Annotated in this window: 37 protein-coding genes; 3 read left to right on the top strand and 34 right to left on the bottom strand. The window is 60.2% G+C overall.

Going from position 1 to position 26,233, the window contains the following annotated elements; genetic code table 11:
• The 33 genes from NH195_RS11515 to NH195_RS11355 form a co-directional block, all read right to left on the bottom strand.
• Positions 1-579: IS1182 family transposase (locus NH195_RS11515; RefSeq protein ID WP_066703577.1), on the bottom strand; the 579-nt coding region annotated here is incomplete at its 3' end.
• Between the two features lie 110 nt (positions 580-689).
• Positions 690-1,046 carry a thermonuclease family protein gene (locus tag NH195_RS11510; protein ID WP_238379750.1) on the bottom strand — a complete coding sequence of 119 codons (357 nt, stop codon included), beginning with the start codon at positions 1,044-1,046 and terminating at the stop codon, positions 690-692.
• Positions 1,047-1,238: 192 nt separating this feature from the next.
• Entirely contained in the window at positions 1,239-1,529 is a 291-nt protein-coding gene (locus NH195_RS11505) for a hypothetical protein (protein WP_066707007.1), read from the bottom strand.
• Positions 1,526-2,320, bottom strand: coding sequence for a lysozyme (locus tag NH195_RS11500; protein WP_066707004.1), 795 nt, complete (start codon positions 2,318-2,320; stop codon positions 1,526-1,528). Before NH195_RS11500 ends, NH195_RS11505 begins: the two co-directional genes overlap by 4 nt.
• Positions 2,321-2,332: 12 nt before the next feature.
• Positions 2,333-2,737 (bottom strand): hypothetical protein, encoded by a 405-nt coding sequence (locus tag NH195_RS11495; protein ID WP_066707001.1) that lies wholly within the window; start codon positions 2,735-2,737, stop codon positions 2,333-2,335.
• A gap of 12 nt (positions 2,738-2,749) precedes the next feature.
• Positions 2,750-3,409, bottom strand: coding sequence for a hypothetical protein (locus NH195_RS11490; protein ID WP_162265873.1), 660 nt, complete (start codon positions 3,407-3,409; stop codon positions 2,750-2,752).
• 112 nt (positions 3,410-3,521) lie between these two features.
• Positions 3,522-3,974 carry a phage upper tail fiber protein gene (locus NH195_RS11485; RefSeq protein ID WP_066706995.1) on the bottom strand — a complete coding sequence of 151 codons (453 nt, stop codon included), beginning with the start codon at positions 3,972-3,974 and terminating at the stop codon, positions 3,522-3,524.
• Between the two features lie 75 nt (positions 3,975-4,049).
• Positions 4,050-4,409 carry a tail fiber assembly protein gene (locus NH195_RS11480; protein WP_066706993.1) on the bottom strand — a complete coding sequence of 120 codons (360 nt, stop codon included), beginning with the start codon at positions 4,407-4,409 and terminating at the stop codon, positions 4,050-4,052.
• A 1-nt stretch (position 4,410) separates the two neighbouring features.
• Positions 4,411-5,004: a hypothetical protein gene (locus NH195_RS11475; RefSeq protein WP_066706991.1), complete on the bottom strand. Its 594-nt coding sequence runs from the start codon at positions 5,002-5,004 to the stop codon at positions 4,411-4,413.
• The gene (locus NH195_RS11470; RefSeq protein WP_066706987.1) at positions 5,001-5,891 is read right to left on the bottom strand and encodes a hypothetical protein; all 891 of its coding nucleotides are present in this window, start codon (positions 5,889-5,891) and stop codon (positions 5,001-5,003) included. The genes NH195_RS11475 and NH195_RS11470 overlap by 4 nt, the downstream gene beginning before the upstream one ends.
• Entirely contained in the window at positions 5,891-8,893 is a 3,003-nt protein-coding gene (locus NH195_RS11465; RefSeq protein WP_066706984.1) for a phage tail length tape measure family protein, read from the bottom strand. The genes NH195_RS11470 and NH195_RS11465 overlap by 1 nt, the downstream gene beginning before the upstream one ends.
• Positions 8,886-9,155 carry a hypothetical protein gene (locus NH195_RS11460; protein WP_066706975.1) on the bottom strand — a complete coding sequence of 90 codons (270 nt, stop codon included), beginning with the start codon at positions 9,153-9,155 and terminating at the stop codon, positions 8,886-8,888. The genes NH195_RS11465 and NH195_RS11460 overlap by 8 nt, the downstream gene beginning before the upstream one ends.
• A 32-nt stretch (positions 9,156-9,187) precedes the next feature.
• Entirely contained in the window at positions 9,188-9,616 is a 429-nt protein-coding gene (locus NH195_RS11455; protein WP_066706968.1) for a hypothetical protein, read from the bottom strand.
• A gap of 23 nt (positions 9,617-9,639) precedes the next feature.
• Positions 9,640-10,065, bottom strand: a complete 426-nt coding sequence (locus NH195_RS11450; RefSeq protein ID WP_066706966.1) for a phage tail protein — start codon at positions 10,063-10,065, stop codon at positions 9,640-9,642.
• A gap of 25 nt (positions 10,066-10,090) precedes the next feature.
• Positions 10,091-10,534 carry an HK97-gp10 family putative phage morphogenesis protein gene (locus NH195_RS11445; RefSeq protein ID WP_066706964.1) on the bottom strand — a complete coding sequence of 148 codons (444 nt, stop codon included), beginning with the start codon at positions 10,532-10,534 and terminating at the stop codon, positions 10,091-10,093.
• Positions 10,531-10,932: a tail completion protein gp17 gene (gp17, locus tag NH195_RS11440; protein WP_066706961.1), complete on the bottom strand. Its 402-nt coding sequence runs from the start codon at positions 10,930-10,932 to the stop codon at positions 10,531-10,533. The genes NH195_RS11445 and gp17 overlap by 4 nt, the downstream gene beginning before the upstream one ends.
• The gene (locus tag NH195_RS11435) at positions 10,929-11,258 is read right to left on the bottom strand and encodes a phage head completion protein (RefSeq protein ID WP_066706958.1); all 330 of its coding nucleotides are present in this window, start codon (positions 11,256-11,258) and stop codon (positions 10,929-10,931) included. Before NH195_RS11435 ends, gp17 begins: the two co-directional genes overlap by 4 nt.
• On the bottom strand, positions 11,258-11,830 hold the full coding sequence (locus NH195_RS11430) for a head-tail connector protein (protein ID WP_066706956.1): 573 nt from the start codon (positions 11,828-11,830) through the stop codon (positions 11,258-11,260). Before NH195_RS11430 ends, NH195_RS11435 begins: the two co-directional genes overlap by 1 nt.
• A 12-nt stretch (positions 11,831-11,842) precedes the next feature.
• Positions 11,843-12,289, bottom strand: a complete 447-nt coding sequence (locus NH195_RS11425) for a hypothetical protein (protein WP_066706955.1) — start codon at positions 12,287-12,289, stop codon at positions 11,843-11,845.
• Positions 12,290-12,349: 60 nt separating this feature from the next.
• Positions 12,350-13,663: a phage major capsid protein gene (locus tag NH195_RS11420; RefSeq protein ID WP_066706953.1), complete on the bottom strand. Its 1,314-nt coding sequence runs from the start codon at positions 13,661-13,663 to the stop codon at positions 12,350-12,352.
• A 95-nt stretch (positions 13,664-13,758) separates the two neighbouring features.
• Positions 13,759-14,667: a S49 family peptidase gene (locus NH195_RS11415; protein WP_066706951.1), complete on the bottom strand. Its 909-nt coding sequence runs from the start codon at positions 14,665-14,667 to the stop codon at positions 13,759-13,761.
• A complete protein-coding gene (locus NH195_RS11410; protein ID WP_066706950.1) occupies positions 14,664-15,956 on the bottom strand; it encodes a phage portal protein in 1,293 nt (430 codons plus the stop codon). Before NH195_RS11410 ends, NH195_RS11415 begins: the two co-directional genes overlap by 4 nt.
• Positions 15,953-17,620: a terminase large subunit gene (locus tag NH195_RS11405; RefSeq protein WP_066707016.1), complete on the bottom strand. Its 1,668-nt coding sequence runs from the start codon at positions 17,618-17,620 to the stop codon at positions 15,953-15,955. Before NH195_RS11405 ends, NH195_RS11410 begins: the two co-directional genes overlap by 4 nt.
• Positions 17,607-18,047 carry a P27 family phage terminase small subunit gene (locus NH195_RS11400; RefSeq protein WP_066706948.1) on the bottom strand — a complete coding sequence of 147 codons (441 nt, stop codon included), beginning with the start codon at positions 18,045-18,047 and terminating at the stop codon, positions 17,607-17,609. The genes NH195_RS11405 and NH195_RS11400 overlap by 14 nt, the downstream gene beginning before the upstream one ends.
• Before the next feature lie 123 nt (positions 18,048-18,170).
• The gene (locus NH195_RS11395) at positions 18,171-18,557 is read right to left on the bottom strand and encodes an HNH endonuclease signature motif containing protein (protein ID WP_066706946.1); all 387 of its coding nucleotides are present in this window, start codon (positions 18,555-18,557) and stop codon (positions 18,171-18,173) included.
• Positions 18,557-18,820 carry a spike base protein, RCAP_Rcc01079 family gene (locus NH195_RS11390; RefSeq protein ID WP_066706945.1) on the bottom strand — a complete coding sequence of 88 codons (264 nt, stop codon included), beginning with the start codon at positions 18,818-18,820 and terminating at the stop codon, positions 18,557-18,559. The genes NH195_RS11395 and NH195_RS11390 overlap by 1 nt, the downstream gene beginning before the upstream one ends.
• Before the next feature lie 150 nt (positions 18,821-18,970).
• The gene (locus NH195_RS11385) at positions 18,971-19,657 is read right to left on the bottom strand and encodes a hypothetical protein (RefSeq protein WP_066706941.1); all 687 of its coding nucleotides are present in this window, start codon (positions 19,655-19,657) and stop codon (positions 18,971-18,973) included.
• Entirely contained in the window at positions 19,654-20,250 is a 597-nt protein-coding gene (locus NH195_RS11380; protein WP_066706938.1) for a hypothetical protein, read from the bottom strand. The genes NH195_RS11385 and NH195_RS11380 overlap by 4 nt, the downstream gene beginning before the upstream one ends.
• A gap of 195 nt (positions 20,251-20,445) precedes the next feature.
• Positions 20,446-21,102, bottom strand: coding sequence for a hypothetical protein (locus NH195_RS21200; RefSeq protein WP_155846155.1), 657 nt, complete (start codon positions 21,100-21,102; stop codon positions 20,446-20,448).
• Entirely contained in the window at positions 21,099-21,461 is a 363-nt protein-coding gene (locus NH195_RS11370) for a hypothetical protein (RefSeq protein WP_066706934.1), read from the bottom strand. Before NH195_RS11370 ends, NH195_RS21200 begins: the two co-directional genes overlap by 4 nt.
• Positions 21,458-22,165, bottom strand: coding sequence for a hypothetical protein (locus tag NH195_RS11365; protein WP_066706931.1), 708 nt, complete (start codon positions 22,163-22,165; stop codon positions 21,458-21,460). Before NH195_RS11365 ends, NH195_RS11370 begins: the two co-directional genes overlap by 4 nt.
• A complete protein-coding gene (locus tag NH195_RS11360) occupies positions 22,162-22,443 on the bottom strand; it encodes a hypothetical protein (protein WP_066706928.1) in 282 nt (93 codons plus the stop codon). Before NH195_RS11360 ends, NH195_RS11365 begins: the two co-directional genes overlap by 4 nt.
• Complete coding sequence (locus NH195_RS11355) at positions 22,440-22,889, bottom strand: helix-turn-helix domain-containing protein (RefSeq protein ID WP_066706925.1); 450 nt, start codon at positions 22,887-22,889, stop codon at positions 22,440-22,442. Before NH195_RS11355 ends, NH195_RS11360 begins: the two co-directional genes overlap by 4 nt.
• A 292-nt stretch (positions 22,890-23,181) precedes the next feature.
• On the opposite strand from NH195_RS11355, the gene NH195_RS11350 reads away from it, so the two are divergent.
• A complete protein-coding gene (locus NH195_RS11350) occupies positions 23,182-24,048 on the top strand; it encodes an exonuclease domain-containing protein (protein ID WP_066706922.1) in 867 nt (288 codons plus the stop codon).
• A gap of 2 nt (positions 24,049-24,050) precedes the next feature.
• Here NH195_RS11350 and NH195_RS11345 read toward each other — a convergent pair whose 3' ends face one another.
• Complete coding sequence (locus NH195_RS11345; RefSeq protein WP_066706919.1) at positions 24,051-24,524, bottom strand: hypothetical protein; 474 nt, start codon at positions 24,522-24,524, stop codon at positions 24,051-24,053.
• Positions 24,525-24,912: 388 nt separating this feature from the next.
• Between NH195_RS11345 and NH195_RS11340 the strand changes: the two genes are divergently transcribed.
• On the top strand, positions 24,913-25,569 hold the full coding sequence (locus tag NH195_RS11340; RefSeq protein ID WP_066706916.1) for a LexA family transcriptional regulator: 657 nt from the start codon (positions 24,913-24,915) through the stop codon (positions 25,567-25,569).
• Between the two features lie 49 nt (positions 25,570-25,618).
• Complete coding sequence (locus NH195_RS11335) at positions 25,619-26,179, top strand: type VI secretion system-associated protein TagO (protein WP_162265871.1); 561 nt, start codon at positions 25,619-25,621, stop codon at positions 26,177-26,179.
• The last annotated feature ends 54 nt before the right edge of the window (positions 26,180-26,233 follow it).

Genomic DNA, 26,233 nt, shown 5'->3' with positions numbered 1-26,233 from the left:
TGCGCCAAATGCAGCCTCATCAAGGGTGTCGAGATACTCGCGTACGGCACGAGGCGCATCAGCGGGCTCGATGGTTGAAGCATCCCAGTCTTCCTTTGACGTCGAGTTCTGTTTGTTCGCATCTGCCTCAATCAGGCTGGCATCCACCGCCATGCGCTGGCCACTCGCCAGGCCTTCTTCGATGCAGCGCGCCACCGTTGTCTCAAATAGATGGCGCAGCAGCTCGCTCTCGCGGAAACGACCGTGCCGGTTCTTCGAAAACGTCGAATGATCAGGCACCCGGTCGTTCAGATCGAGGCGGCAGAACCAGCGATAGGCGAGGTTCAGATGCACCTCTTCGCAGAGCCGCCGCTCCGACCGGATGCCGAAACAATAGCCGACCAGAAGCATCCGGATCAGCAGCTCGGGGTCAACGGAAGGCCGGCCCGTGCGGCTGTAGAACTCAGCAAGATGAGCACGGATGCTGCCCAAGTCGACGAACCGATCAATCGACCGCAGCAAATGATCCTGAGGGACGTGATCCTCAAGCGAGAACTCGTAAAACAGCGATGCCTGCGCTTCCTGCCTCGGACCCATCATCGGTCAATCCTCCCGTCCGTTGGAAGAATTGAAACAGCAGATCACACACCGATCAAGCACGAGTTTTTCAACAAAATACGCCCTTTTCTGATACGCAACACATTCAAACATCACCGACACCAGTCCATATGCCGCCCCGGTGCCCACCGGACCGCATAACCCTCGCGCACCAGAACCTCCCCCGCCGTCTCGCCATTGCTCAGGATCAAACGTCCGAGAACGCGCCCGTACCGGTCATGTGCGCCAGTGTCCATGATCCCGACAGCGTCCCGCAACAGCTCCGCCATACGAGTTGTTGCAGCCCGGCCCAGCTCAAGCTCTTGCTGGCATTTGGGGCGGTATGTCTCTGGCGTGTCGAAGCCAGATTTAAATGGGATGCCGTCGCCGATTAGTCGCACGCTCTGACCGTCGCATTTTACCGTGTCCCCATCGACTACGGCAATCACCGCACATGCCATCAGGATCATATCCATCTCCTTCACTTGCCGACAGAGGTATAAACTGCCCCCGAAGAATTTCCCACTACCTCCAACTTCGCATTCGCACAGAGCCGCCCGGCCATCTCAGCGGCAGCAGCGCGCGCAAATTGGCGCTCATTTTGCGGGGTCGCCCCCTGCCAGCCCGGACAAGGCTCCAGATCAAGAAGCGACAGCGGCGTCTCACGGCCACAGCTTGCCAGCAGCATCAGAGAGATAATCGCTAAGAGGCGCATCGCCGCCCTCCTGTGTGTCGAGATAGGTGTCGATCTGCGCCGCCTCGGCGCGGATCTTGGCTTGTTCGAAGTCCGACTGGCGCCGGATGCGCACCGCCTCCTGATAGCCGCTCACAGCCGCGCTCAGAGCGTCATTGCGGAATTTAAGCCCCCACGCCCAGCCACCGATGGAGAGGGCGACCACAGCGAGCGCGAGAGCCAGCGGCGTGACGATCCGGGACCACAGGCGCGCGATCATTGCAGACCCGAGAGACAAAGAGCCCGGTTCGAAAGCGGCATACCCGGCAAACCGCGCCAGCGGCGATTTTCCAGTCCGCGCAGCAGCATGCCCTTGACGTAGACCCAGCGCGGCAGTTGCTCGCAGGCCTCCCGAACCTGCCCGGCATTCAACAGGCGCACCAGCGTCGATCGACAAGCCGCGCCGCCGCCGACATTGAACGTCCAGTCCCGTACAGCCGTAACCGTGGCCTCGGACAGGCTCTCGTTCGTGATGCAGCGGCTCAGAGGCCGGTCTACCTTCATCTCCATATCCTGCCAGAACCACGCCTCAATCTGCGCATCGGAATAACACTCACCGACCTTGAGAGACGGGTCCATGTGACCGACCCCAACCGTCGGATAGCCGCCGCTGTCGAGATAAACGCAATTCTCATAGCCCTCCCACGCAGAGGTGTAAGCCCATTGCCCGGTCGCAAGCGTGGCAGTCAGCACGCCGCCGACAATCAGACCAATGCCGCGTTTGCTCACGGCTCCACTTTCGTCTTCATGGAAGGCTGCCGCCCGGCCGCGCCAAAATTGCCGCGCCTTGATCAGAAGCGTGATCAGAGCAATGAGCGCGCCGATGGTCGGAACCACGATCAGATTCAGGAAACTTGCATATTGGTCCGGTGACGGCACGACGAAGGGCCAAGCCAGAGACCCGCCGGAAATCGTCAGGGCGGCTTTCGTGGAAGCGATGTGTTCGAGTTTGCTCATGTTGTCCTCAAGGAATAGAAAAAGCCGCCCGAAGGCGGCCTTGATAGTGTCCATTTTAATATCCCATTATGGGCTTACGGCCCCCACCCGCGCCAAGCCCATCGCCATGAGAGCTGAGAGGCCATCCATCCCGCCGATGACCGTAAGCGCACCACCCGCTGCCTGTGGGGGCTGCCCTCCCATATCGGAGACCCAGAACACCATTGCCGCCTGCGCCCGCGCGGCGGCCTCCATGTCGATGATCTGCCCTACATCCCAAGCCGGGCGCACCAATGCCTGTTGTGCTCCTGTGATCCATGCCTGACTGGCGGAAAACGAGGCTGCGGCGTAGAGATTGCCGTCGGTATCTTGCCATGACGGGTCTCGGTAAGTGAGCGCGTCTGCTTCGGAATAGGCCAGGCACATCGCGAGATGATTGGCGGATGCGATCAGATCTGATGGGCAAGCCGCCGTGATGATGATTGCCGTCATTGTTCCCCTCCCTCACGCAGCCAGATATTGCACGATTTGCCCGCGTTCGGTGTCGCTCAGAAGCCGGTCGAACTCGACGACACCTTCGATTTGGCCACTGTACGGCGTGCCCAGACCACCTCCGGCGTTGATCCCGCCGACAATACTGGACAGGGTGCCCGCCGCACTGCCGGACTGGCCCGTGGCGCCGATCTGCACCCCGTTGACGAAGAGCCTGACGGTGCTGCCGTCGTGCGAATAGCCAAGCACACAGCGCGTTCCCATCAGCGCGGCGATGCCGTTGCTGATCTTGAGCTGTGTCGTGCCCGCGCCAGCCCAGAGCTGATGCACCCCGGCGACCTGCGCGACAACCAGATAGGAGATCTGCGTATTGTATTGGGTACGTGCACCAAATAGCCCCTGATAAGCATCTCCGACAAACGCGGGCGGGAGCGTCGTCGCAACATGAACCTCCCGAATGCCGGGATACCCCGCAACGGAGGCCACGAGATAGTCGTCGACGCCATCGAAGGACAGGGCATTTGCCGCGAGGGTCGGGCGCGATGAGGCGGTGGACTGCCTCAAATATAGCCCCTGACCGCGTTTGTCCCGCACAGCCCCGACCGGATCGCCATCCATGGTGACCGGGATCGTCATCGCCGTGTCCTGATGAAGCGTGGAGAGGTCACTCACATCATACCAAGCAATCAGACCAGAATCATTCCCAATGAGATTGGGATATATCAGCCTACTGCCACGATAGATCGCCGTGACCGACGTCAATCCAATTGCAAAATCCATCGCCTCAGCCCTCCGAAATCATGTAGATTGTGTCATCGTCCGGCGGCGTCAGCGCGGCATACTCCGCCGCTGTCAGAACCACCACCTGAGACGGCCCGCCGGACTGGCCGAAATTATTCAGGAATGTGGTCGCAAAATCAGCGCCGCTAGGGGCGATACTGTTCCTGATTTCCACCCCCCCCGAAAAAAGGAGCATAGGCCCATCGACCTGCCAAATGTTGTATTTGTAGACCCTGCCCTCGGTCAGAGCCTGAACAAACACAGGCTCAATGCTGACCGAACCGACGCCGGGGATTTCCACCAACGGGACATCCCCAGGAAGAGCGGCAATCGTCAGCACTATCTCAACCTCAGACTTATTTGCGACCGTTACAACGCACGGCTCATCACGCGTCACCACAATATCGCGGGCGATTGCCTCAGCATCATCCGCCTTCAAGCTCAAAGCACGAACCATTCGTTTTACCCACAGAATTGAGACCCAGAAAATCTACCCAAAGGAAGACCTGACAGCGCAAGGAAGACCAAACAGTTAGGAAGGAGGGGCCGGCCACACGATGGCGGCCAAGTCCTCCGCCTCCGTCAGATCGCGCAGAGCCTGCCGGTACAATGCCCACGCGGCCCTATCAGCGTCGGACAGCGGGCAATCCGGGAGTTGCGTCCAGTCCGATGCAGCCAGCAGAGGCGCCCGCCGCGCACGAATTTGCGCGATCAGATCCTCGTCACTCGGGAACAAATGGACCCACTGACCGTCCTGCCATTCGTAGCCCTCCCCCGGTTTCCTCGGGACCTTAATGGTGCCATCAGGATACTTGGACAAGGTGGCCTCCGTCGGCGCGACCACGGCTTGCCAGTACCCGAGATCAGGGTGGTAATACCCGTACTCCATCATCTTAGCTCCTTAGCTCCGTCCATTTGTAGATTGCGGCGCCCCAAAATTTGTATCTCCAGTCATCCGGGATAATGGCGTATATCGTGCTGGTCTGGCTCGACCCGTCGCGGGCAATTTTGTTAAAGGATGCGCCATCCTTGCTGGCATCAATCTGGCAAAAATCGCTGGCATGCTCGATGGATAGCCAGATAGGATGGCCCGTCGTATTGTGGTACACCGTGTTCGTGAGGCGCTCTGCGGTCATGTCCTTGGGCTCCTGCCCCCAGCCAAGCGCTGTCGCGTCTCGAAACGCCTCGATATACGCGGCAATCACGGATCGCACCGCAAACATCTCACCACTGACCGCAAAGTCTGGATCGCCGGACACGCTATAGGCCGCCGCCCCACCCAACCCGTCCGCCAGCGCCTGCACAGCGGCTAATGTGTCCTCCTCTCCATTCAACGCCCCGGCGATCTCCACAGCGAGAGCCGCAATCTCAGGCGCGAAATTCGCCACCAGCCAAGACATAAGAGCCGCGGCCCGACCATCGAAAGACGCGAGATCATCCGAGGATGGCAACTGACCATCATAAGGTGTGATTTCGGTAAAGCTCATGACAGCCCCTTGATCGTGAAGGAATAGAGATATTCGTCCGGTCCATCCTCGGCCCAGTCGATGGTGCCCAGAATCCCGAATTGGATTGTGGACGGAATTTCGAAGGCCCCGACAGTGACCACCAGAGACCCGGCCAACTCCCCCATGCGCGGCTCGATGGCCTCGAAGGCGAGCCGTTCCGCCTCGACGATGTAGGTCATTTCCCGCCGCGTCGGACGTTTGGTCCAGATCGTGCGCCCGAAATCGTTGACCTCATAGCGCGAGGCCGTCACCGCCCGACCTGCGGTCTTTGGTTGCGCCTCGCCAACGTAGAAGGATCGGCCCAGAAAGACCTCACCGAGGCGCAAATCCCCGCCGTCGATGCGGATCACCGCCCGACGCGCAGACACCGGGATGTTGTAAAAGAACGCCTTGTCGCGGCGCGGATCTGGCCTGACCGTGAACCACTCCAACCAGCTCGACACGATCCGGCCACCAAGGGAGAGGCTTCGCTCCCCAACTTGTTGCCCCGCCGCGTTATAGAAGGCCACCGAGACCGAGACCGCACGAACCCCGAACAGACCGAGCACGTCGAAACTGTCCGCGACCGTGATGTCGATCACGATGTTTTCTGCCCCGACAGTCGGATTATCGAGCACACCGTCGAAGGCACGAAACGCATTGGTATATTGCACCTCAAGCCATTCCGCCGACACTTTGCTCTGATCGACCGCCGCAGGATCAATACCGGTATTATCCGCGATCATGCTCTCAAAGATGCGATGACCGCGCACAACCCAAGCGCCGAGACCCCACGCCGTAACCCCATCCCATGCAGGCGCATCGTCTTCGGGCAAGGAAACCGAGATATTGTCCAAAGACATCTCGATTGGCTCACATACGAGCATCAGAAGCTCCTTTCCTGCGGGTAACCCTCTTCGTCCCAGTTTTTGAAAATGCCGAGCATGGTTTGCAGGAGCTGCACCGCAGCCCCCTCATCTCCGCCGAGCGAGGTTCGTCCGTACTGTGTCGTGCCAGACGTTTGCGCGACCTCCGTCACCGTCGAATAGCCGCGCGCCGCTGCGACCTGCGCAAGACGTGCCTCATATTCATTGGCATACCACCCGCCGCTCAGATCGAAGCTCTCATCGAGCCCCGCATTTACGGCGGCAAAAGCATCGGCCACCCCCAGAAGGGCGGCGTAAGCCTCCCTGCCACTCTCCGTCATGAGGTCCTGCGACAGGATCAGATCTCGGAACCCCTTGAGCGTGTCGGGGATGGCAAAGCCCAGATCGTCGAAGACACCGGCCACCCGATCGGAGACCATCTGGAACCGCTCAGCCTCGCTGAAATACGTCGCCACAAAGGAGCTGACGCCCGAGGCCAGCGCCGAAGTGCCACCCACCAGATCGGCAACATTCGCCGCCGCCTTTGCCATTTCGGCAAAGGTGCCGAGGAAGGATTGCCCGCTGGGCTCCAAGATGTTCTTGACCTGCGCGAAGGTCGCGGCCAGTTCGAGACCGACTCCGCCAATCGCTTCGGAGATCGCATCACCATACGCGGCGAAGGCCTTGGACAGTGCTTCAGAAACCTCATCCTCGCTCATGCCTTTGGTGTTGATCTTGCCGAAGTCGTAATCGAACCCCTCGATAAAGCCATCTTCGATAGCCTCCCCCGCAGCCTTGTAGGTCGCGGCGACGGCATCTTGAACGGCTTCGATTTGTTCGTTGAAAATCGCGGACGTTTCCTCATCGAAGGCTTTGTGCTTCGTGCTGGTAGATTTTTTCAGCCCCCAAAAGCTCGACTTTTTCCACGTCTCATAGGTGCCACCGACCAGTTCACCACCCTCGAACGCAAAGTCAAACCCCGATGCGGTCAGCTTTTTTGAGCTGAACCCTTTGATTATACCGACGACCGCAGACACCAACCCGACAACCGGCATGATCTTAGACGCCGCCGCTCCAATTCCGCTGAACACAGATCCGATGGACCCCCAGGAAATATCCCCAAGCGCTCCGGTGAACCCACTCCACGCCGTCGAGAGACTTGCACCGATAGAAGCAAATCCTCCCCCCGTGAAGGCATCTTTTAGAATCTTGGAAAAGGATGTCGTCGCTCCCGACATATAGTCCGAGAACACCCCCTTAATGCCACCTACGAGATCCCCCTTGGCAAGCGAATTCGCCAAACCCTCGGCGATATTGTCAAAGGTCGTCTCTGCAATCTTGGCCAAAGTTTCGGCCAGCGTCTCGGCAACCGGGAGCGCCTTTTCGAGCCCTTTCGCAATCTTGCCGCCAGCAGTCGCGCCCGCATCTCCGGCGTTGTCCAAAGCGTCTTCGACATCCTCGACCGCACCACTGACGACATCCGCCGCGCCACCGGCCTCGTCCTCGGCATCTTCGGCAACTTCCGTCACCTTCGCATTCAGGCGGTCCAATGTGACGAGCGGTGCCTTTGCCGCCGCGATCATCGCATCCGCCGCCAGATCGGCATTGGCCGCGAGCGTCTTGGCATTCTGCGCGGCATTCTCAAGCCCGGAGGCCCAAGTCGCCGTCGCCATGGCATCGAGCCGCAACGCCGACCCGGCCTTTTCCGCGATGGCGTTGAACGTGGGCGCAATCGTCCCGACGAACCCAGCCCACTTGTCGGCAAGGTAAGAGACACCAGCAGCCCAGACCGCCTTGATCTTGCCAACAATCGCCTCGAACCGGGACCCGAACCCACCGGCCAGCATGGCAATTCGCCCCCAGACCTCGGCAGAGAGATCACTCAGGAAGACCATGGTGTCGCCGAAACCGCCGAGCTTCTGGATCACCTCGGCCACTTTCTTGCCCAGCGTCACCATCAAGGTCACGGGCAACCATACGCTGTACTTGAGCGCATCGAAAATGCCCTGCAAAACAGGCCAGCGCGCGGTGAGCGTATCCCAGTTTGCAACCAGATAGGCCGCGCCAGCAGCCAGAGCCGCCACCCCGGCGACCGCCGCCCCAACCGGCGAAATCAATGCGCCGACTGCGGCCACCGTGGCCCCGAACGCCACTGCAACCGGCCCCAGAGCCGCCGCAAGAGACCCGCCCAGAACGATAAGCCTTTGGGTCTCGGGAGATAGGTTTTGAAACCGGACGGCCAGATCCTCGACATAGGTCGCCACCTCGGCCACCACGGGAAGGATGATCGAACCGACCTTTTCCATTGCATCGCCAATCGCCATGCTGGCCGCCTGAATTTGGCCAGCCGGAAGATTGCGCAGGGCCTCCGCCTGCCCCGCATATTGCTTGTTCAGCTCATCGAGAATGAGGCTTTGCGCCCCGGCGACATCCCCAGCCTCGGCCATAGCCTTGATCTGGTTCTTTTGCTGTTCGGTGAAGGATACACCCACACGGGTCAGGGCCGTGATACCTTTCACCGGATCGTTCAGCGCCTTGCCAAGCATCACGGTTGAAGACTGCAAATCCTGACCAAGACGCGCGGACAGATCGAGCGCAGACTGTTGCGCCCGCGCGAAGACCTCGCCCGTCACATTACCAAAAGTCAGAAGGTTTGCCGTGACCTTCTGCAAAATCTCCTCATCGCCGTAAAGAGATTCATTTTGCAATTCGGACGCCATGGCTTGCAGGCGTTCGGAGGTGTAACCCGCGACATTGCCCATCGAGAACAGGGCCGTTTCCATGGCAGCGACGGCACTTTCCTGCACCTCCGCCGCATTCATGGATTTTTTCGCGAAGGCCACAAGCGGCAGAGTTGCCCCAACTGACAGCTTGGCCCCCACAATGCTCATCCGAGAGGCAATCGCCCCCATGCGCTTCTGGATACGCTGAACCGAAGAAATGGCCTGATCAGCGCCCTTCGTGAATTCCGCGCTATTCATGCCGAGGTCAACGCGAAGCGCCCCGATCAGACCTTTAAACATGCCCTGCCCCTTGTGCTTTCTTCACGCTTTGCAGCGTCCTGAAATAGGCGTCGATTTGCGCCTCGCTTGAGAAACGCGAACGGGCGCGACCCTCGATGAAGTCACGCCCGCACGGGAGTTGTTTCGGATTGTTGACGGCGACCCCGACCAGAGAGGCAAGCGCGTGAATGTCCGCGCGCCGCATTCTGGCCTTGCGCTCTACCCCCTTCACATAGGCGGAGAGCCCCAAAGCGATCTCGGCGGGGGTCAGGCGCCAGAACAACGCCCACGGCTGCCCCGCCTCGACCCAGAGCGTCAGGAGGCGCTGACGGGCGTCTCTTGCGCTTTCTCCGCGTCTTTCGGAGCCGCCTTCGCCTTTCCCTTGGACTCGTCACCTCCCTGCCCGAAAGCCAGTGCCAGAGCCTCAGACAGGGCCAGCATGACGCTTTCATACCCGGCCTCATCGACGATTTCCCCCGCACGCTTCATGGAGACGCCCTTGCCCGCCTCATCGCCGCCCTTGAGCGCAGCCCAAAGCAGCGCGCGCATGGTGCGGATCGACAGCTTGACGGGTTTCGCGCGCCCCGCTGCATCCCGGTTCGACGCGTTTGCGAAAAAGTCGCTGACCGAGCTGAAATCACAGCTCATCTCATCTTCGTATTCGACCTGCGCATTCGTGGTGAAGGCAAGCGCCAGGGTTTCGCCGCCGACCTTGAGCCGGGCGATTTTTTTCGTGTCAGTCATGGTGTTAAGCCTCTTGTGTCAGATCACGCGGCAGGCGTGAATTCGGGCAGACCGGAGACCGCCCCCTTGATCGTGAATTCGATATCGACATCGACCTCGCTCGGCGCGGGCGGCGTGACCATCGGGAAGGACTCGAAAGCCCATTTTTTCCCGGTGGCGAACTCGATCTCATAGAATGTCGAAGCCCCCGACAGCGTGCGGGCCTGATCCGCCATTGCCTCGTCGATGTCACCTTCATCGTCATAGACCACGATTTCGAATTCACCGGGATCAGCCCAACCGGGGCGCTTGCGCACAACCCGATCCGGGGAGTCCAGCGATTTGCGCGTCTTCATGTCAATCGACAGCTCGGGGATCTTCACCCCCTTCACGCCCCGGATTTCCGTGAACGTGAGACCGTCCGGCGAACGCCGCACGACGCCCCCGAAAAATTCCTTGTCACCAGCCATTTTGGCCCCCTTTTCAGTTTAAAGATCACTTTCCCGCACGCGCAGCCTTGCGACGGGCACGCGCGACGGATTTCTCGACTTCCCCAGCCATTTCATCTTGGATCAAATCGAACATGGGTTTCGCTGTCTCATCGAATGCAGGCCGCGCATGAGGCTGCGCAGGGTGGCGCGAATTGCCGAATTCCTGTTGCTGTCCCGCCGGATCATTCGTGCCCGCATACATGAAGACATCATCGCGCCCCTCTTTGCGAACCTTTGCCGCCTGACGTTTGCTCAGGCGCGAGGACACCCCGTAAGAGCCAGACAGGTGCCGAGATCCGCGCCCCTTCGGCGCGAGCGCATTGGCGCGCTCCGCGAACTTCTGCCCTGCCCGCTTGAGAATTTTGCGAGCAATGGACTTGCGCGTGGAAAGCTTCAGCTCGCGCAAAGCCTCTTCCAGTTCACGCCCACCATGGAATTCCATTTTCATGTGACGCCCCTCCATCGAAACGAAAAATCACCGGAACAGCCTGCAAGACGGGTTCCGTCTTCGGACCGATCCGACAGGCTGCGCACCCCCTCAAGGCGGACCATCGAGACCTCGACACCAGATAACGCCCCCGCAAAGCCCGATAGCCTCGCCTCGACAGCGGCCCAGACCGCATGTGCGGAAGTGCCGCTCTCGGCCCAGACATCGACCTGCACCCGCACCCGGCGCCAACGGCGCGGGCCATCAAGGCTGTAGTCGCGCCCCCCTCCCACGAGTTGCAGGTTCACATAGGGCCGCGCGGTTTGCTCCGGTGGTTGCACACGCCAGTTGATCCGCGCCCCGACAAGCGCGCTGATCTCAGACGCAGCCAGAAGATGCGCTAAAACCGCTTCCATCATGCCGCCACCTCCCGCACCGCAATCAGGTTGAGAAACCGTCGCCGTGCCTCAGGTCGCGCAGATTGCGATACATAGCGATAGGATACCCCGTCGAGGTCGACCCGATCCGTCGCGCGCAAATCGCGCAGCGCAGCCGCATCCCCCACGACCAGTTCGACGGCCTCGACCGTGCCGGAGAGGCCCAAGGCATCGAACCTTTCCCGCGACACGCTTGCCGCCGCACACCAGCCCTTGGCGATTTCCTGAGCCTCGGTCACCGGCTCATTCATCCCATCCCGCCCAGTTTCGACCTCGCGAAAGACAGCAAATTTGCAATCAAAACGCATCACACCGCCCTCCAAATGCAGGGCCGTTTGTACCGCGCCTGTCGGATCAGCGCCCTCGCCCCGAAACTCATCTGAGCCTCTGAGAACTCCTCAACGGAAATTCCCGCCTCGAACCAGCTTTTCGCGATCAGAATCACCGCCTGTTTCAGGGCTTTTTCACGCGCACCCACATCCGCCCCGACCGTGGCCTCAACCGCTATGGCGTCTTCCCCAGAACTGAGAAATCCCGCCGGCATGACAAGTTGCGGCTCATCATGCCCAAACTCGACATGCACCGCGCCCGGATCGAGATTCCCCCAGACACCAGCGACCAAGCCTTGAATCTTTGTCAGCGCCGCGACCGGCGCGACCGGAAACCACCAGCGCGTGCACCCGGACTGGATAGGCACCTCGAAGCGCACGGAGCGCACCCCGATCGGTCGACCGCTGGCCGTCTCGACCACCTCTTGCGCCGCCATGAGATAGGCGGCGAGAGACAGATCGTCGTCTTGATCCCCGCCCGAGAAATGTGTCGCCCGCTTAAACTCGCTGACCGACACAGCCTCCGGCACTCCGCCGCCAATCACCCGCATGACATTGCCCTTTTACTTGGTTGCCCCTTGCTTCGGCGGCGTGCCGGTCGCTTTCGCCGCCTCGGTCTTCGCCTCGTCCGTCGTGACGACGGTTTCCGTGTCCGCTTTGGCATCCTGAGAGACACCGGCAGCCTCAGCCTTCAAAGCGGCCAACTGAGCCAGTGCCGTGCCGCGCCCCTGCTCCGCAACTTCTGCGGCTTTCACGGCCTTGGCCTCAGCGTTCCGGGCCGCTGCGATCTCACTTTCAGCAACGCGAAGCCGCTCCTTGAGATCCGCCACCTCATCCAGAGGCGCGCCAGCCACAGAGGCGGCACGCGCCTCGCTCACCTCCTCATTGGTGAGGCGCCGCAGAAAGCCGCCCTTTTCCAGTTCTTTGACCTTTTCTTCGGAGAACGCCGCACGATCCCCCGCGACGAAAGAACCCCGCACTTTTTTGAACTCGACAGCAACCTTTGCCATATCCCGTATCCTTTTGAATGAAAGAGGCGCGCAGATCAGATCACCGCGCGCCGATCAGGCTCAGACCAGCGTCCAGCCCTGAGCATTGAAGCCCGCAAAGGCCTCCTCATGATCCGGCGCGAAGTCGTTTGCCGTGACCGCAAGGAGCAAGGTCTTGCCCTGCTGGAACGCGGATTGCATGGTGCCATTGGTGTCGCGGTAAGCCGCTTCGCGCGATTGCGCGATCTGGATGCGGTCTTCTTCGCCGATCATCAGTTCGGCCCAGTCGCCGAAGGTGATCTCGGTTTCATCGCCCCCGACGCCAAGGTCTTTCGGGATCTGAGAGGTGGTATAGATCGGATAGCCCTTCAACATGCCCTTTTCGTCGATCTCAGGGTAATAGGGCTTGCCGTAGGCGTCTTTGAGCGATGCCAAGAAATTCTTGGCACTGGCGCGCATCACCCAGCCGGGCTTGAACATCGGAACGTCGGCGTCCTCCACCTTGTCCACCAAGGAGCGCAACGCGATGTCGATCAGAGCCACCGAGGACGCATCGACCGTGGCCAGCCAGTTCGCCCCCGGAATCCAGTGCCGCACACCTTTCGGCAAAAGCCCGGTGCCGTCATAGCGCAGACCGGCGATGTCGCGTTTGAGCGCCATGGCCGACAGCATGTCGTCGAGCACCATCATGGCGACTGCAATGTCGGACCGTTCAAGAAGACGGTTCGACACCGGCACCAGCGCCTTGAGATCTTTGAGCGTTTCAGAAACGGGCTCATAGGTCGGGTTGCTCTCGGCAGCCTCACCGATCTCATCGGCATAGGCGGCGCTGGCACGGCCCGTCTGTTTGGCGTTGCGCATTTCGCCAGCGGAAACCGGGATCGAGCGCGCACCGCATTTGTCGAGCACGGTCTTGGCGCGCAGCATCGGGATCACCTTGGACACCTGTGCGCGCGGGATCAGCACCCCGCCGGAGTTTTCATCCGCACCGATCAGCGTGGCGGCAACCGCGCCGTATCCGGTCTTTTCGAGGCGCGTCACGGCCTTGTCCTTGTCGCCACCAGAGGCCGCCAGCGCATGCACCATGAGCGCCACTTCCGCGCCCTTGTGTTCCGGGTTGATCGGCTGTGCCGGAACACCGGCCCCTGCGCCGATTTCATCGCCCGCACCGGCGGCTGCCGCTTGCGCGGCCTCGGTCGCCTCAGCCCGTGCAACCGCCTTTTGCGCCTTCGCAAACGTGACCTCGGCGGAATCGAACGTGGCCTGAGCCGTGGCAATCGCCTCCTCGTCCGGCGTGTCCGCCTCTTCGAGCGCGGCGATCTGATCCGCGCATTCTTTCATTTTGTCTGCAGCCGCTTTGCGGTCACGGCGCAGATCGTCGATGTTTTTCGGCATCGAAAGTCCCCTTTGTCAGTGAAATCACGCCGCCGGAGCGGCAACAAAAAACCCCGCCGAATGGCAGGGCAGACAGACCGCGCGTCAGGCCGTGGTCACATGTGCGACGCGGCAAGTGCTGCGCTGGCACGCGCCAGACTGGCGCGCGATCTCGATTTCGGCTTCGTAACCCCTTCGCCGATCAGCCGAGCATAGAATTCGGCACGGATCTCCATGCGATCCGCCAGACCTCGGGCCATTGCCTCCGCCGGGCCGAACACCGCGCCACCGTCGCGCGGGTCGTCGGTGACGGAGAGCCGCGCCGTCAACTCATCGCGTGACACCCCGCGTGCCGCCGCGACCGCATCGTGGAACTCCGCCTCCGTCGCATCGAGATCACGCAGGATCTCGGCGCGGCCCTCTTCGGTCGATGGGTCCGGCCATTTTGCGCGAGCATGCGTCGAGGTGAACTCAAAGAGCTGGACCCCGGACCCGCCCGGCTGCACATAGGCATAGCTCGACACGCCAACCCCGATGGACCCGACCACGGCCCCTGCCGTCATGGAAATCTCACCGGCCTGTGCGGCAAGCCAATAAGCCGCCGAGGCTGCCACAGTATCGACCAGAGCATGAACAGGCTTGGCCTGTGCAAGGCGCGTCAACGCATTCGCAGCCCCCTTGAGGCCGAGGACCATTCCGCCGCCGCTGTTCGCATCGAGGATCACGGTCTGTACGCTGTCGTCAGCGGCAAGCGTGTCGCAGGTTTCTTCAAGGCCGCGATAGGTGGTCCAGCCGAAATACTTTTCGAGGATCGCGGAATTTGCCGTCAACACGCCCCGGATCGGAACAACGGCAACTCCGCGCTCAACGCGGAAGCGCTCCGGTGCAGCCATCATTTTCGCCCCGCCACCGTCTGCCTCAAGCATGGCCTCGGGCCATACCTGAGCGAGGTGATCCAGAGACAAGGCGCGATCCAGCGCCATCATCCCGCCCCGCGCGATCACCTGTTCAACCGTCCGCGTCATGTGTCACTTTCCTTTTCGCTGTCATCCTTGCGCGTCATGTTCGACGGCGGATAGGGGCTTTGCCCTTCTGGCAGGTCCTTCATGCCTTCGATCTCGCGCGCCTCTTGCCAGAGCATGAACGGTCCCCCGACCGCCTTGGTCAGCGCCTCGAACCGCTCTTTGGTGGTGGCCGCAAGCAAGGCGTCATAGTTGTGACGCAGGAACAGACCGCGCCGCCGCTCACCTTCGCTCAAAAGCCCAAGCGTCAGGCCGTTTTCCACGAACCCGCCCCAGTGGGTCAGACAGTCCGCCTTGTAGTCGATGGCCTGTTGCTCGCCGTTCGCTTTGACCCCGTGTTCAAGCATCTGAAGCTTGGACGGCGGGACGCGATAGAGCGCGATAATTTGCTCGCGATCAAACTTGCGACTTTCCAAAAGCTGCAAGTCCGCAGCCGAAGCCCCGAGCGTTTTGAAATCATCCTCGGAGCCGACAATCAGGACACCGCTGTCGCGATCCCGCCGCATGTGATCCTTCAGGCGAGAGCGTTGCCGCTCCCAAGTCTCGTCATCCGCATCAAAGGCAGAGATTTTGGCGATCTGCTTAAAACTCTCGCCGCTGGCCTGACGCGCCGCCGCTTCCTGCCCGGCGAGCGCGATCCCGAGACTTTCGGCAGCCACCTCAATCGGAGAGCGCGATGTCCAGCCATCCTCCGCCATGTAGCGCAGATGGACCATGACACGGCCCGCAACCCGGCGGCGTATCCCGGCGCCATCCTCGAACTCATAGAACCGCGCCCGGCCATCCCGCAGCACCATCATCTGATCGGGACGAATGGACTCGATCAGCTCAAGCTCTCCACCGGCGTCGCGGGGCGCATAGGCAAAGCCGCGCCCCCGAAGACAAAAGGAATAGCTCAACCCGAACCGTGCGACCTTCGCCGGGACACCAGCCGAACTTTCCGTGTTCAAAAGGTACTCCGCCGGGTGATCCCGCAACCGACGTTCGCGGCCATCCGCCCCCCGTTCGAAGACCTGCAAAGGAAGCTTTGCCAGATCGCCCGCGATCACCGAACATGCGGCGGTGACCGTCGCGTGTTTTTGCGCCAGTTCCGGCGAGACACGCGGCAAGGTGGACACGTTGCTCCGTGAGAACCCAACAAACCCCAGCCCCTCGAAGACAGACGCCGACGCAGGATTCGACACCGAGACCGAGGCCTGCACAGGCTCACGCATGCGCGGCACAGCCGGAACCGAGCTGGCCCGCTCCACTACATGACGCGCCCGGTGTTTGGAGCGGGACAGAAAATTCATATCGAGTCAAACTCCCTCGTTTTGCGTTTGCGATGCCCGGCCTCGGCCCGACCGATTGCCATGATGGCCGCGACCGCCGCGTCGATGCGGCCAGTCGAGCGCTTCTTGTTCGGCTTGATATTCTCCGCCGCGTCTTCGTCGCGGTGAACATTGCCCACTTGCCAGGACAAAACCGGATTGCCGCCATGGCGCAGCCGGTTTTGAGCCACCAATTCCTCGACACGCTTCATCGGGTTCGACATCGAGGCAAAGCCTTGCCGGTGCTCGACCAGAGGAAACCCCTTCTTGTCGAGCCGGTCGGCTAGGTACTTCATGCCCCAAGGGTCATAGGCCACTTCCTGCACATCGAACTTGGCTTTGATCCAATCGAGACGCGCCTCGATCAGCTCTTCGTCGATGGAGCCGCCATGATGCACTTCGAGCCAGCCCTGATCGCGCCAGCCGACATATTCGCGCTTTTCCTTTTGCGCGCGGGCGACAAACCCATCCTGACCCGCAGGCAAGAAGGTGTAGCAGATCAGATAGATCAGCCCATCGACCGGCACGGCCACGACAATCGCCGTCGTGTCGATCTTGTTCGACAGGTCGACACCGACCCACGCCTCGCGTCCGAAAAGCTGCGCGTCATCGAACGCCTTGTCTGCATCGCCCTTGTTCCAAACTTCACTGGCGATCCACGTCTGTGCCCCCTCGGTCCACATATTGAGATGAAAGCGCCGAAAGTTCGGCATTTCCGCCTGAATGATCTGGGCCCGCTTGCCCGCTGCCTCCATCGCTTCCAGCGGCTTGGAAACGCCAAGGTTCGGGTTGCCCATTTTCCAATAACGCGGGTCCATCGGATCGCAGTTCTTCGGCGGCTCAGCGACATAGCCAAAAAAGCGATCATCTTCGACCTGCCCCGTCAGCACGCTTTCCGCATAGCCCCGCAGCTCACCGCACAACGACTGCCGGTCATGCCCCGCCGTGGTGATCACCCAATCAATCGGCTGAGCCCGCGCGATCATGGATTGCACAATCGTTTCTGCGAGCTCGCGATCCGTCCAGCGGTGCATTTCATCGCGCGCCACGAATGACGGGTTGATCCCGTCCGCGCTGTTCCCGTCTCGCGACAGGCATGTAATCAGCCCATCAACCTCGGGCGTTTCGATCACAGAGACACCCGGAACCATCAGCCCGCGCAATACCCGGTTGCGCTTGATGATCCGTTTGACCTCTTTGAACAGAATGCCCGCCTGATCGCGCGTTGTCGCCGCGATATAGGCTTGCGGAGCCGCTTCCCCGTCGAGAATTTGCGAGTAGAGCAAAGGCACCGACGTGTCCGTTGTCTTGCCGTTCTTCTTGCCCACTTGGTGATAGGTCGAGCGGAACCGGCGCAACCCTGTCGCCTCGTATTTCCAGCCAAACACCGAACCGTGTCGGAAAACCTGCCACGGCTCCAGCTTGAGCGGTTGTCCCGCCTTCGGCCCGACCGTGTGTTGCAACACATTGGCAAAGTTGGCGATTGCGCTCGCCGCTGCGCAATCGAAAATCAGGCCGCGCTCATGAGCGGTTTCAAGGTCGCGCAAATGCCGTTCGCATTGAAGCCGGACCAGCTCCCCTGCGATTTCTTTCCCTTCGAGAACTGAAACGGCATATTGCGTGACCGGGTGGTCAAGCGGATTCACCGCGCACCGCCCGTGCCAGCTCATCGAGCAAGCTTCCTTGCCCGCCGTCAGAGAGCCGCTGTTCGTCCACTGGCGACATACCGAACAGGGCGCCGATCTGACGCAGATTTGCGATGGCTTCTTGCCGCTGCCCCCATGCGGCGGCTTTCTTTTCCTGCTCCCCGTTTCGGGTCTGCGAGGTGTAGTTATAGCGCCCGTCGACAAGCTGGATCGTGAACCGCATGAGATCCGCAGCCGCCTCGCAATAGGCGCCGAACAGATCGTGATACTGCGGCTTGAGCCGGTCCAGCTTGACCATCTCCGGCGCGAGCCGTTTCCAGACGTCTTTACCCTCATCGGACAAGAAGGCCAGCGGTTCCGGCACAGGCTTCGACGCATCGCCCTTCATGGGGATGACATTGTTCGGCTTAGGCTTCGGCCCTTTCATTCCAATCCCCTCTCTCCTAACCCTCCTGATAAGTGGGCTTTTTTCCTCAATTACAGAACCGCAAAAAGAATTGTCCCCTCTCCGGTAAGGCGTTTCCACCCCGGATTTTCAGGATACCCCCCCTTATTCAGATCCGTGAAACACCTCGCGCGCCGTCTTGCGACTATGGCACCGCTTGCACAAACCTTGCAGATTGTCCCAATCGAGGAACTTCCCGAGATCGCCCATGTGGCGCTCGATGTGATCGACCTCCGTCGCAGGAACAACCACCCCAAGCTCCCCGCAATCCGAACACAGAGGGTGACGGGCAAGGTACGCTCTGCGCAACTGTTGCCAGCGCGGATCACTGTAAAGCTTGTGCCACTTCACCGCCTGATCGCTGCGCCTCACCCGCGCTTTGCTCTCGGCAATATTGCGCGCTTGTTTCTCCGCATGACAGGCACAGCGATTTCCGCCCGGCTCGGCAAGATCATCGCACCCAGCCACGACACAGATCAAACGCCGCGCCATCAGACTACGAAAGCATGAATGCCTGAGGCCGTGGTCCCTGTCGCCATCACCTGTTTGACACCGACCGGCAAGATCGAAAGATCGCCAACCTTAACTGTCCGCGCCCGCCCCAACGCCGACACGAAGGACAGATCGCCACCCGTCTCGATGTAAAGCGCGACCGCGACACTTTCGAACTCGACTGCATCGCTGGAGACCACCGGCACAAGATCAAAGGCCGGACCTGACGCACCAAGAAAACGCCCCGCGAATGGATTGCTCATGTACTTTCCCCCACATGCCGAACCTCTCAGCCTCAGCAAAGGCTGGACAAAGAAAAACGCCCAACCGTTTCCGGCGGGCGTTATTCTGGATGATGACGTTAGTCATACAGCCACGCGACACGGCCTGTCATCCCCTCCTTCGAAGTTTTTTTACAAGACCGCGCGCATCCGGTCCAGAGCCGCCCCAAGCGCCCCCCTGAGACCGCCAATATGACCGCCACGGTTCGACAGACCATGTGCTCGCAAAACCGCGCTCAAACTTTGCTGCCCGACACAAACCCGCTCGACCAGATCGCCCGCCAAGATGCGGCGCAGCTTTGCCCCGACACGAACCTCCAAAGCCACAACCTCGTGCCCTGCCCGATCATAAGCCGCCGCACGCCTCAGTGCCGCGATCTCACAGCCCTCGGCCAGGAACGCATCCATGAACTCTCCCGCCCCGCCGCCCCCCATGGCCTCAAGAGAACTACACTTCGTCGCCCCCTTCGCGTGACGCTCGACAAGCGCACCATATCTGCGCCCCACCTCGATCTGAGCTTCGGAGAACAGCTTGCGCTTAGCCCTCACCTCCATGAGATCGAACACATCGCACACCCGAGCAACCTTCCGCCCCTCGTGGCTCATCGCCACACGCTCCGCCTCTTTGGCCCCACCCTCCACAACCCGCGTGACCGTCGGCACTACCAGCCGGATCGGCCCACGCGCCGGAGCCTCAACCACCTCGGGACCGCAAACACTCGGAACTGCCCCCATCCGCCGAACCATGCGCAAAGCCTCGTCGGCGCAATCTGCCCGTGCGACCCGCTCTTTCTCCCCAATGAAAACCACCCGCATCATGCCGCATCCCTTCCCGCTTCGCGTCTTTCAATTCCCTCGCGGATCAGCGCTTCGGCCTCCGCGCTCATCCGCATGTAACCGTCGAGCCACCCCTGTTCGGCCCGTGTCACAACACCACGCTTGATCCGGTCTTCGATCACACGCTTTCGGTCCCGATCCTGCTGCGCCTTATCGCGCAACCGCTGAACCTCGTATTTCGAAGGAGGTGGCCCGAGCTTGCGCGCCGCAGCATAAAGCTGGAGCGCATACCCACCCGTCAGCGCAGCCTCCCCGGCCCGAGACCGCATGAGGCTCATCAGGAAATCATTGTCACGCGGCGGCGGCGGCTCCATCGACCAGGCACAGCGCAAGACGATATTGAGGTCCGGCCAGACGTTCTTTTCCCCGCCCATGCGGATCAGATACATCGCCAACCCCTTGAGACCGTCTTCGGTCATGTAGCTCAATCGGTTCGCCAGCTTCTCCATCGTGGCCTCATGGTCCGCCACACTCACCCCGCGCTTGCGCCCCATTCCGCCCTCTTCGAGAGACCCGATCAAAACCCGCTTCACACGGGCGCGACCGCTTTCCACCTTCTGCACTTCCCCGTCCATTTCAGCCCCCTTTCTCAGCAAACTTCCAACTTATCCACAGATCGCAACGGCGACCTCTCTCCGCGCCCTAAGGAAAGGTTTTTTGTTATGTTTTTTAATGTGTTGTCCTATAGGGCAATTTCAGTAATCGACCTGAAATCTACTGAAATATTTCAGAAACATTTCAGTAGATTTCAGATGTATTTCAGGACCTCATCAGGCACTTCCATTTTGCGGAAAAGGCCGGACCTGTCCGCTCCACCCGAGCACTTCATGCAACGCGGCACGGATATTGTCCGGTGTCATAAAGAGGTCGGAATGCTCGAAATACTCGACAAGCTGCATGATCGCCTGAGGGTTGGCGATGACATTTTCATAGCCTTTCATCTCTTCCAGCTTCGCTTTGAGCCGCGACTTTTTGACCGCAACACGAGCGGCCTCACGCGCACCATCGCGGCCCTTCTTGCGCTTATACATTTCCGCGACGACCCCCTGCATGAAGCCAGGGTGGCCGAGCCGGGTGATCATCTTTCCCGCCACTTCGTCCTCGACCTCGACCGGCACCCAGCCCGCCATCACATTTTCCCTGACGGACACCCACTCATCGACACTGGAAAAGCGCGCGAGCCCTGCCAGCTCCATATTACAGTCCGGCAACGTCCCTCCGGGGTCTTGGCTCATCGCCTCTGTCCAGAGGATCAGAGCCGTGCCAATATCTTCCCTTCGCCCCTTCAACAACGAAACGGACAAGAAGCGAGAACCAAGAAACCTGTGACCATAGAACGGGAACCAGTCGTGGTTCGACAAAGTTTCACCCCGCTTGAGCGGCCACACAATGTAGTCGCGACCCTCACACAATCCGATCTCTGTCACTTTTCGCCCCTCCCTCGACGATCTTCCAGCCACGCTGATTGCAGCCGCCACAAGTAGCGGCGCGCCACCTTCGTGCGCTCCCGGATCGCCTCATCTTTTGATTTGTTCCCGAGCCGGTGGACCAAAAGCGGCAATGACGCCTTGTGGCCCCAAGCCCGCGCCTCTGCCGTGTCGGCATTTCGACAGGCCGCACAGCAATAAATCTGCCACCCGCGTGACGAGACGAACCGCCGCCCGCATTCGGGCCGGAAACACACCCCCGGCTCAATCAGCGGGGCGGCTTCGAGTTGCGCAAAAGCGAACTCCTTAAACGGCTCAAAATGCGCTGCCACCGCATTTGCGGAACGGGTCTCGCTCATAGCAACACCTCTTGACGCGGGTCCGGCCCGTCTTTGTAGAGCCGCTTGCGCAGCCAGCCGCCGCCGTCTGGCGCAGGCCTGTTTTCATCCCAGATGAACCACGAATTGCGCTGCGGTGGCGCGCCGCCACCCCGAAAATCAATTTTCCAGCAACAGAGATATTCCACGCTGGGCGGGTGCTCTTCCAAAAGCGCGTCCATGCCGTTGATCCGCGCGGCGGGCCAATCTGCATTGAGCAGCAGACCGACATAGCCAAGGCCAAGATCAAAAGAATGACGCAGCCACCAACCGTGACCGTCACGTGCATTGATCAGATTGTACGGCGGATTCGTGAACGCCACGCGCGACCTGGGCACGGCGTAGTCGAGAAAGCTGCGCAGTTCCAAATCACCGCCCCAGCCTCGATCCACGACATCACTGCCCAAAACCTCGAACCCATGCGCAGAAAGCACCTTCGCGCAGTGACCGGCACCCACGGCATTTTCCCAAACCACATTGCCATGAGCGCGGATGAATTCGGCCTCTTCGCGCAAAACGGCCTCTATCGCACTTGGCGGTGTCGGGTCAAAATCCAGAGGATCGCGCCCACCATCCGCACGGCGATGTTCCCGATCGCACCCGGCAATCATCATCTGCGCCGAGTGAGCCTTCATGCTCTGACCCGAAATGGCACGGAAAAGCGGTTTGACGGAGGCTGCACTCATCCCCAAACCTCCACCTCGAACGGCAACCCCATCTCGCGCAGGGTCTCGATCTGCATCAGAACCACCGTGGGTTCGATCCCGATGAACCCGCAGACCGCATCGAAATCCTGCGATCCGATCCACGAAACTGCCTCGACCCGCTGCGCAACCGAGATCTTGCCCACCCCATGACCGAGCGCCGTATTGACCCCCTCGACCAACACCGCCAGCCACATCATCCGAAGCCGGTCCGGGTCCGTCACCTCAGGACCGATCATCTCCGCAGGAAGCGCACTCACTGGCCCACCTCCACCCGCTCACAAGCCGACAGGACCTCGCGCCCCCGCTCCGTCATCGCGACAAAAACCCCGGCACCCGATCCATGACTGCGCGTGACAAGCCCCCGACTCTGCATATCTGTCGTGCACCACATCACCGACCGGACCGACACATCGCCAAGCGCCTTGGCGATCTCACCGACCGTCAGACCGCCAACACAGCCCCCGAGGAGCGCCAGAACCCGCGCCGCAATGCTCGAATGGCGCACACCGACACGCGAGCCACCATTGGACGGCGGCACCCGCCCACGATGACCATCCGCCACCGCAGCCGACACCATACGCGCCGCGATTTCTCCCTCGTGGATCGAGGCCACGCGCACCCACGCCCGCGCCACCTCTGCGGAACGCCCCGGCCCCGTCGAAAAAGGCCGCGAGACGACGGCGGACACCACATCAAACCCCATAGGCCACCCCCTTGTGAAAAAGAGGCGCGGCGGCATACCGGCTTTCGAGAGCCGCCGCGCCCAGATGGACGGCAGGGCACACCCCCGCCCCACAGCCCATGCGGAGCGCGCACAGGCAGGCACGCTCGACGCATTCCGAAATCCGACGTGCGCCCCTTTGGGAGGAGGAAATGGAGCGCACGCCCCTGCCCGCCGCACAAGGTGAGGAAGCGACGGGCAGCCCCGCGCGCCACGCTCGACAGGGCACCCGCCCCACGCTACGCTGCGCCCGGATTTGAGAGAGGAAATTGATATGGCCCTCGACGCCACAAACATCGACTTTTTTACTTTTGACTTCGAGACCGCGAACGAACACCACAGCTCGATTTGCCAGATCGGAATTTCTATCGTCGAAGGTGGCCGCGTCAGCGCAACGCATGCAATCGACGTGAACCCCGGTTGCCGCTTTTCTTCCATGAACATCAGCGTCCACGGGATCACCCCCGAACGTGTGGTCGACTGCCCCTCCTTCATTGAGGCAATCAGCCCATTTGAGGAGCTGTTTCGTTCGACCATCGCCATCAGCCACAGCGCATTCGACAAAAAGGCAATCAACGACGCCTATGCACTTCTGAACGCCCAAAGCCCACTCGACCTCTGGCTCGACAGCATGACCATTGTGCGCCGCACCTGGCCCGAGCACTTCGCGAAACGCGGCTATGGTCTCTCCAACCTCAGCAAGCACTTCGGTATTCCATTCAACCATCACGACGCTGGTGAAGATGCGCGCATCACAGCCGAAGTCCTGCTCCGCGCCTTTGCGCACTCGGGCAGGTCGCCCCGCGATTGGCTCGACTACAAACCGCCCCACAAGAATTACAACATCACCGCTTCGGGCAATGAAGCGGGCGCGTTGTTCGGGCAAGTCGGCGTGTTCACCGGAGCCCTGACAATTTCCCGAAGCGATGCCGCTGCGCTCGCCGCAAAAGTCGGAATTGAGGTCGCCTCTGGTGTCACAAAGAAAACCACGCTCCTGATCGTCGGAGATCAGGACCTTGCAGTCCTGGCTGGACATGAAAAAAGCTCGAAACACCGCAAAGCAGAAGATCTGATTGCCAAAGGGCAAGCCATTCGAATTCTGGGAGAAAGCGAGTTCTTGAGTTTGGTAGCGGACGCCTAACATCATCCTCGCCTCTCCAAACTGTCCACCAGCCCGGCGCGCAGCCGGGCGGTGGCCTTCGACAGGCGGGACAGGCTTTCGATCATCTTGCGCAGCTCGTCGTCGGTGTAGCCCGTCGGGTCCGGCGAAGCGGGCGAATGCGCAGCCGCATAGTCCCGCAAAACCTCGGAAAACTCGGCTGTCAGATCGTGGATCGCCACCCCGTCAAGCCCGGTCAGATCGACCGGCTGAAAGAACCCGCCCGCCAAGGTCGAAAAATGCTGAGCCAGCGGCAAAGCCGCCGCCCGATGCATGCGCCCGAGGCGGTCGAGGTAATTCACCCCCAAGCCTCCGGGCCGTGCCTCGTCTACCGACGTGCCATAGGACAGCGTGGACACCGAAACGCCCAAATCGACGGACGCGTTTTCTAACCCGCCGACCGATGAAAATGCCGCCCGCACCGCGCTTTGAATGGACCCTGCCCGTACGCCGCGCATGTCAAAAACACCCCGTCGAGTTCACATGACAAACGCCCGCGCATGTCGGAACATGGGGGCAGTCGGAAACAGACGTGAGGACCAAATTATGAAGAAAACCGCAGATCATGCGGCCCTCCGATCAGAGGCGGAAGCCATGTATTCCCGCAACTTTGCGGCGATCCGCACAGTGCAACTGCCACCGTCCTTCAGCCTTTGATACAAACGACTATTGCCGACCGCACGGCTTGTGACGGTTGCTGGAGCAACATTCATGCTCTCCGCAAACTTTTCGATTTCACAAATGAGGTCATCTTTAGCCATGCGCGATATAGGGACTATTATCCCCAATCAGTCAAGGGACTTTTGTCTCCTTATGAAGGGATCATGCGGGGATTATTATTCCCCTATGGAAAATACGTTCAGTTCGGCATTGGCTAATGCCCTTGAAAAAACAGGGACATCGCTTCGCAAAATTGCGGAGCAATCTGGCGTGTCCTATGAACAGCTCAAGAAAATCAAACAGGGCGCCAACAAATCGACCAATGTCGATGATGCCATGAAAGTTATTGAGGCTTTCGGAGTCTCTGCCGAAGAATTTATGAGCGGCAATATTGGGCGTTCATACTCTGTTGCCGTCGCAGGACGTGTCGGAGCCGGAGCCACAGTGCAGCTTGAAGACCCTTATCCCAAAGGCGACGGCCTCTACCACATAGCCTGTCCGCCGCAGATCGGGCCGCATGGCATTGTCGCCGTCGAGGTCGAGGGCAATTCCATGGAACCCGCTTACGAAGCCGGTGACATCCTGTTCTACAGCCGCGATGTAATCGGCGTTCCCTCTGAGGCCATCGGCAAACGCTGCGTTGTTGAAGACGCCGACGGAATGGTCTGGATCAAGCTGCTTCGCCGCCGCGACGGACAGCCCGAGGGCCTGTTCGACCTGATCTCATTTCACGCCGACACCCCACCCATGTATGACGTCGCCGTGAAATGGGCCGCACCAGTCAAAATGCATTTGAGTGCAGCACTAGCACACCGCACGACACCAAAACAAACAGAGAATTGAAATGATTAGGAATATTTCCACAGCAATTGCGTTATCACTCGCACTCCCCATGGCCGCGACCGCACAAGAAGAGTGCAAATCCATCACCAACGATGATGAACGCCTTGCCTGCTACGACCTTGCCTTTGGCGCCAAAAAAATTGAAACACCTGAGCCTTCCGACACTGGAAAATGGCACGTCAGCGTAGACACATCAGCACTCACAGACGAAACCAATGTATACCTCAGTCTGGAAAGCGACGATGAAATTCGCGGTCAATTCGGCTCCGCAGGACCGGCAACACTTATCCTGCGCTGCAAGGAAAACACCACATCCGCATTCTTCCGCCTCAACAATTTATTCTTGGCAAGCATTCAGGGCTACGGAAAAATTGAATACCGCTTAGACACTGAAAAAATGTCCCAGATCTCTGCAAAAGAAAGTACAGACAACAAAGCACTTGGACTCTGGTCCGGCGCTCAAGCCATCCCATTTGCCAAGAAACTTATCGGGCATGAAACTCTTATCATTCGGGCAACTCCGTACAATGAAAGCCCAATTACTGCGACCTTCGACATCCGGGGAGTTGACCAGGCAATTCTCAAACTGCGCGAAACCTGCCGCTGGTAAGCGCCCACCGACAACATCAGGAGACAGACCCCGCCCCCCGCGGGGTTTTCTTTT

It is taken from the genome of Celeribacter ethanolicus (assembly GCF_001550095.1).
Classification (GTDB): domain Bacteria; phylum Pseudomonadota; class Alphaproteobacteria; order Rhodobacterales; family Rhodobacteraceae; genus Celeribacter; species Celeribacter ethanolicus.
This window is presented reverse-complemented; position numbering and strand designations above follow the sequence as displayed.

What these genes read in the sequence shown, in the direction of transcription:
- NH195_RS11510 (WP_238379750.1), bottom strand. Translation starts at nt 1,046, where the DNA reads ATGATCCTGATGGCATGTGCGGTGATTGCCGTAGTCGATGGGGACACG.
- NH195_RS11505 (WP_066707007.1), bottom strand. Translation starts at nt 1,529, where the DNA reads ATGATCGCGCGCCTGTGGTCCCGGATCGTCACGCCGCTGGCTCTCGCG.
- NH195_RS11500 (WP_066707004.1), bottom strand. Translation starts at nt 2,320, where the DNA reads ATGGACACTATCAAGGCCGCCTTCGGGCGGCTTTTTCTATTCCTTGAG.
- NH195_RS11495 (WP_066707001.1), bottom strand. Translation starts at nt 2,737, where the DNA reads ATGACGGCAATCATCATCACGGCGGCTTGCCCATCAGATCTGATCGCA.
- NH195_RS11485 (WP_066706995.1), bottom strand. Translation starts at nt 3,974, where the DNA reads ATGGTTCGTGCTTTGAGCTTGAAGGCGGATGATGCTGAGGCAATCGCC.
- NH195_RS11480 (WP_066706993.1), bottom strand. Translation starts at nt 4,409, where the DNA reads ATGATGGAGTACGGGTATTACCACCCTGATCTCGGGTACTGGCAAGCC.
- NH195_RS11475 (WP_066706991.1), bottom strand. Translation starts at nt 5,004, where the DNA reads ATGAGCTTTACCGAAATCACACCTTATGATGGTCAGTTGCCATCCTCG.
- NH195_RS11470 (WP_066706987.1), bottom strand. Translation starts at nt 5,891, where the DNA reads ATGCTCGTATGTGAGCCAATCGAGATGTCTTTGGACAATATCTCGGTT.
- NH195_RS11465 (WP_066706984.1), bottom strand. Translation starts at nt 8,893, where the DNA reads ATGTTTAAAGGTCTGATCGGGGCGCTTCGCGTTGACCTCGGCATGAAT.
- NH195_RS11455 (WP_066706968.1), bottom strand. Translation starts at nt 9,616, where the DNA reads ATGACTGACACGAAAAAAATCGCCCGGCTCAAGGTCGGCGGCGAAACC.
- NH195_RS11450 (WP_066706966.1), bottom strand. Translation starts at nt 10,065, where the DNA reads ATGGCTGGTGACAAGGAATTTTTCGGGGGCGTCGTGCGGCGTTCGCCG.
- NH195_RS11445 (WP_066706964.1), bottom strand. Translation starts at nt 10,534, where the DNA reads ATGAAAATGGAATTCCATGGTGGGCGTGAACTGGAAGAGGCTTTGCGC.
- gp17 (WP_066706961.1), bottom strand. Translation starts at nt 10,932, where the DNA reads ATGATGGAAGCGGTTTTAGCGCATCTTCTGGCTGCGTCTGAGATCAGC.
- NH195_RS11435 (WP_066706958.1), bottom strand. Translation starts at nt 11,258, where the DNA reads ATGCGTTTTGATTGCAAATTTGCTGTCTTTCGCGAGGTCGAAACTGGG.
- NH195_RS11430 (WP_066706956.1), bottom strand. Translation starts at nt 11,830, where the DNA reads ATGCGGGTGATTGGCGGCGGAGTGCCGGAGGCTGTGTCGGTCAGCGAG.
- NH195_RS11425 (WP_066706955.1), bottom strand. Translation starts at nt 12,289, where the DNA reads ATGGCAAAGGTTGCTGTCGAGTTCAAAAAAGTGCGGGGTTCTTTCGTC.
- NH195_RS11420 (WP_066706953.1), bottom strand. Translation starts at nt 13,663, where the DNA reads ATGCCGAAAAACATCGACGATCTGCGCCGTGACCGCAAAGCGGCTGCA.
- NH195_RS11415 (WP_066706951.1), bottom strand. Translation starts at nt 14,667, where the DNA reads ATGACGCGGACGGTTGAACAGGTGATCGCGCGGGGCGGGATGATGGCG.
- NH195_RS11410 (WP_066706950.1), bottom strand. Translation starts at nt 15,956, where the DNA reads ATGAATTTTCTGTCCCGCTCCAAACACCGGGCGCGTCATGTAGTGGAG.
- NH195_RS11400 (WP_066706948.1), bottom strand. Translation starts at nt 18,047, where the DNA reads ATGAAAGGGCCGAAGCCTAAGCCGAACAATGTCATCCCCATGAAGGGC.
- NH195_RS11395 (WP_066706946.1), bottom strand. Translation starts at nt 18,557, where the DNA reads ATGGCGCGGCGTTTGATCTGTGTCGTGGCTGGGTGCGATGATCTTGCC.
- NH195_RS11390 (WP_066706945.1), bottom strand. Translation starts at nt 18,820, where the DNA reads ATGAGCAATCCATTCGCGGGGCGTTTTCTTGGTGCGTCAGGTCCGGCC.
- NH195_RS11385 (WP_066706941.1), bottom strand. Translation starts at nt 19,657, where the DNA reads ATGATGCGGGTGGTTTTCATTGGGGAGAAAGAGCGGGTCGCACGGGCA.
- NH195_RS11380 (WP_066706938.1), bottom strand. Translation starts at nt 20,250, where the DNA reads ATGGACGGGGAAGTGCAGAAGGTGGAAAGCGGTCGCGCCCGTGTGAAG.
- NH195_RS11370 (WP_066706934.1), bottom strand. Translation starts at nt 21,461, where the DNA reads ATGAGCGAGACCCGTTCCGCAAATGCGGTGGCAGCGCATTTTGAGCCG.
- NH195_RS11365 (WP_066706931.1), bottom strand. Translation starts at nt 22,165, where the DNA reads ATGAGTGCAGCCTCCGTCAAACCGCTTTTCCGTGCCATTTCGGGTCAG.
- NH195_RS11355 (WP_066706925.1), bottom strand. Translation starts at nt 22,889, where the DNA reads ATGGGGTTTGATGTGGTGTCCGCCGTCGTCTCGCGGCCTTTTTCGACG.
- NH195_RS11350 (WP_066706922.1), top strand. Translation starts at nt 23,182, where the DNA reads ATGGCCCTCGACGCCACAAACATCGACTTTTTTACTTTTGACTTCGAG.
- NH195_RS11345 (WP_066706919.1), bottom strand. Translation starts at nt 24,524, where the DNA reads ATGCGCGGCGTACGGGCAGGGTCCATTCAAAGCGCGGTGCGGGCGGCA.
- NH195_RS11340 (WP_066706916.1), top strand. Translation starts at nt 24,913, where the DNA reads ATGGAAAATACGTTCAGTTCGGCATTGGCTAATGCCCTTGAAAAAACA.
- NH195_RS11335 (WP_162265871.1), top strand. Translation starts at nt 25,619, where the DNA reads ATGGCCGCGACCGCACAAGAAGAGTGCAAATCCATCACCAACGATGAT.